The sequence below is a fragment of the Pseudoxanthomonas sp. LjRoot204_2 genome (genome assembly GCF_056175765.1).
Genome location: NZ_JBGFFG010000460.1, coordinates 1 through 2,504 on the forward strand (window position 1 = coordinate 1; position 2,504 = coordinate 2,504).

Annotated in this window: 5 protein-coding genes; all 5 read right to left on the bottom strand. The window is 68.5% G+C overall.

Annotated elements, in window-relative coordinates; translation table 11 throughout:
• Positions 1 to 22: 22 nt before the first annotated feature.
• Complete coding sequence (locus tag AC04L7_RS16560; protein WP_435998285.1) at positions 23 to 811, bottom strand: SDR family oxidoreductase; 789 nt, start codon at positions 809 to 811, stop codon at positions 23 to 25.
• A 118-nt stretch (positions 812 to 929) separates the two neighbouring features.
• Positions 930 to 1,574, bottom strand: coding sequence for an FMN-binding negative transcriptional regulator (locus tag AC04L7_RS16565; RefSeq protein WP_435998287.1), 645 nt, complete (start codon positions 1,572 to 1,574; stop codon positions 930 to 932).
• Between the two features lie 4 nt (positions 1,575 to 1,578).
• The gene (locus AC04L7_RS16570) at positions 1,579 to 1,887 is read right to left on the bottom strand and encodes a hypothetical protein (RefSeq protein WP_435998289.1); all 309 of its coding nucleotides are present in this window, start codon (positions 1,885 to 1,887) and stop codon (positions 1,579 to 1,581) included.
• On the bottom strand, positions 1,884 to 2,189 hold the full coding sequence (locus AC04L7_RS16575; protein ID WP_296280728.1) for a hypothetical protein: 306 nt from the start codon (positions 2,187 to 2,189) through the stop codon (positions 1,884 to 1,886). Before AC04L7_RS16575 ends, AC04L7_RS16570 begins: the two co-directional genes overlap by 4 nt.
• A partial coding sequence (locus AC04L7_RS16580) for an amino acid--tRNA ligase-related protein (protein WP_475513444.1) occupies positions 2,189 to 2,504 on the bottom strand: 316 nt, incomplete at its 5' end. The genes AC04L7_RS16580 and AC04L7_RS16575, both read right to left, overlap by 1 nt.

A 2,504-nucleotide genomic window follows, 5' to 3' on the forward strand; every position in this document is an offset into this window, starting at 1 on the left:
GGCGATCCCCCGTTCCTTCGGCTCAGATCGATTGCATCCGGCCGCCGTCGACCGCCAGGCTGACGCCCGAGATGTACGCGGCTGCCGGCGAAGCCAGGAACGCGATCGCGGCGGCGATCTCATCGGCCTCCGCGAACCGGCCGACGGGCACGGTGGCCAGCATGGTGGCGGTGACGGCGTCTCGCGATTGGCCCGTAGCCTGCACGCGATCGCGCAGGATCTGCTCCAGCCGCTGCGTACGCGTGTAGCCGGGCAACACATTGTTGACGGTGATGCCGTCGGCGCCCAGTTCCCGGGACAGGGTCTTGGCCCAGCTGGCAACGGCGCCGCGGACTGTGTTGGAGACGCCGAGGTTGGCGATGGGTTCCTTCACCGAGGTGGAGACGACGTTCACGATGCGGCCCCAGCGGGCTTCGCGCATGCCGGGGACCGCCAGCTGGGTGAGCACCTGGTTGGCCAGCAGGTGGCGCTGGAATGCAGCCAGGTAATCGTCGGGACCGGCCTCGATCGCGCGTCCACCCGGCGGACCGCCGGTGTTGTTGACGAGGATGTGCACCGGACGCTCGGCCGCGAGTCCGCCGACCTTCGCCTGCAGGGCCGCGGCATCGGCGACATCGACGGCGATGCTGTCGTGCTGCTGCGCATGGAATGTGCGGGGCAGGGCGGCGGCGACGTCCGCCAGCACCTCGGCACGTCGGGCAAGCAGGGTGACGCTCGCACCCAGCAGCGCGAGTTCATGGGCGGCCGCGCGGCCGATGCCTTCGGAGGCGCCGCACACCAAGGCGTGCCGGCCGGCGAGGTTGAGGTCCATGCGTCGTCCCAGCAGTGACAGGGGGGCGAGTGTAGCCCTGTGGGTATCGCGTGTGGGAGCGATGGGAATCGGGATACTGCACCTCACTCGCGAAGTGAATGGCCCCCCCCTTCGCGACTTACGTCGCCCCCACACCGTCACCCCGACGGGCCGAGCGCTCGCGCATCAGCCCCGACACCGCCACGTTGTCCTCGCCRCCCAGCCGCTGCAGGGCGGCGGCGGCGCCTTCGACGTTGGCGACCGGATGGTTCTGGCTGAGCTTGAATTTCAGTTCCACTCGCTCGACCGTGAAGCGGAAGCCGACGATGCCGCGCAACTGGCGGACATGGTCGTCATGGTCGTGTTCGAACCGCCAGTCATTGCCGACCCGTCCCTCGTTGATCTGGCTGAGGCGATCGACGATGGATGCCAGTTCGGCCGTTTGGTCGGTGGTTTCGAGTGCGCCATGCAGGTGGGCGACCGCATAGTTCCAGGTCGGCACGCGTGCGGCTTCCTCCTTGTCCGCATACCAGCCCGGCGACACGTAAGCATGCGGGCCATGGACGATCATCAGCGCGGGACCGGCATGGCGCGCCTGCGGATTCGGCTTTGCCCAGTGCCCCTCGATGACGATCCGATCCTCCTGGCGGTCGTAGAGCACCGGCAGATGGCTGACGGTCGGAGCGCCATCGGCGACAGTGACCAGGGTGACGAAGGCGTCACGCGCGATCAGCCGGTCCAGTTCGGCGAGATCGTCTTCGACGAACGCGCGCGGCGAGTACATGCGGTCAGGCGCGCGCGCCGAGCGACTGCACCATCTTCGGCACCAGCGCGGCATCGTCGTCGCCCCGCGGGGGCTGGATGCCCGCCAGCGAGAAGCCGCGTGCCAGCGCGTCGTCCTCGTCCAGCCCGTCGAAGGCCACGAACTCGGCATCGAACAACGCCGCGCGGGCACTGTCCTCGCTGTCGTAGGGCAGGGTGTTGCCGTCGCTGTCCAGCACTTCGGCCGTGCCGGCCTCCAGCACGCGGAGGCGTGCCCAGATCAGGGTGCGGCCCAGCGACGCCAGGTACCAGTCTTCGCGCAGGAACGGATTCATGCGAAGGCCTCCGCCCACAGCGCCAGCAGGCCGGCCATCGCCAGCCCGAACATGATGACGCACAGCGAAATGCGCGCCGGCGTGGCCAGCCCCGACAGCGACGTATCGGGGATGCGGCGATAGTCGCCGGACAGCAGCCAGCGCAATGCCACCGGCTTGAGAAAGGCGCCTTCGCCCCACTGCGCGCCCAGCGCCCCATGGCGGTCGCGCACGTGCACCAGCGTTAGCGGCCAGAAGATGACGAACGCACAGAAACCCGCGATGGCGACACCGACGAAGCACAGGGCGAAGAACAGGATCATCAGAACTCCGCGTTGCCGGGCGCGCGCGGGTAGGCGATGGCATCGCGGATGTTGCTCAACCCGCACACGTACACCACCAGGCGTTCGAAGCCCAGGCCGAAGCCGGCGTGCGGCACCGAACCATAGCGGCGGAAGTCGCGGTACCAGCCGTAATGCGCCGGATCCAGGCCGAACTGGGCCATGCGCGCATCCAGCACATCCAGGCGCTCTTCGCGCTGGCTGCCACCAATGATCTCGCCGATACCGGGCGCCAGCACGTCCATTGCGGCGACGGTCTTGCCGTCGTCGTTCAGGCGCATGTAGAAGGCCTTGAAG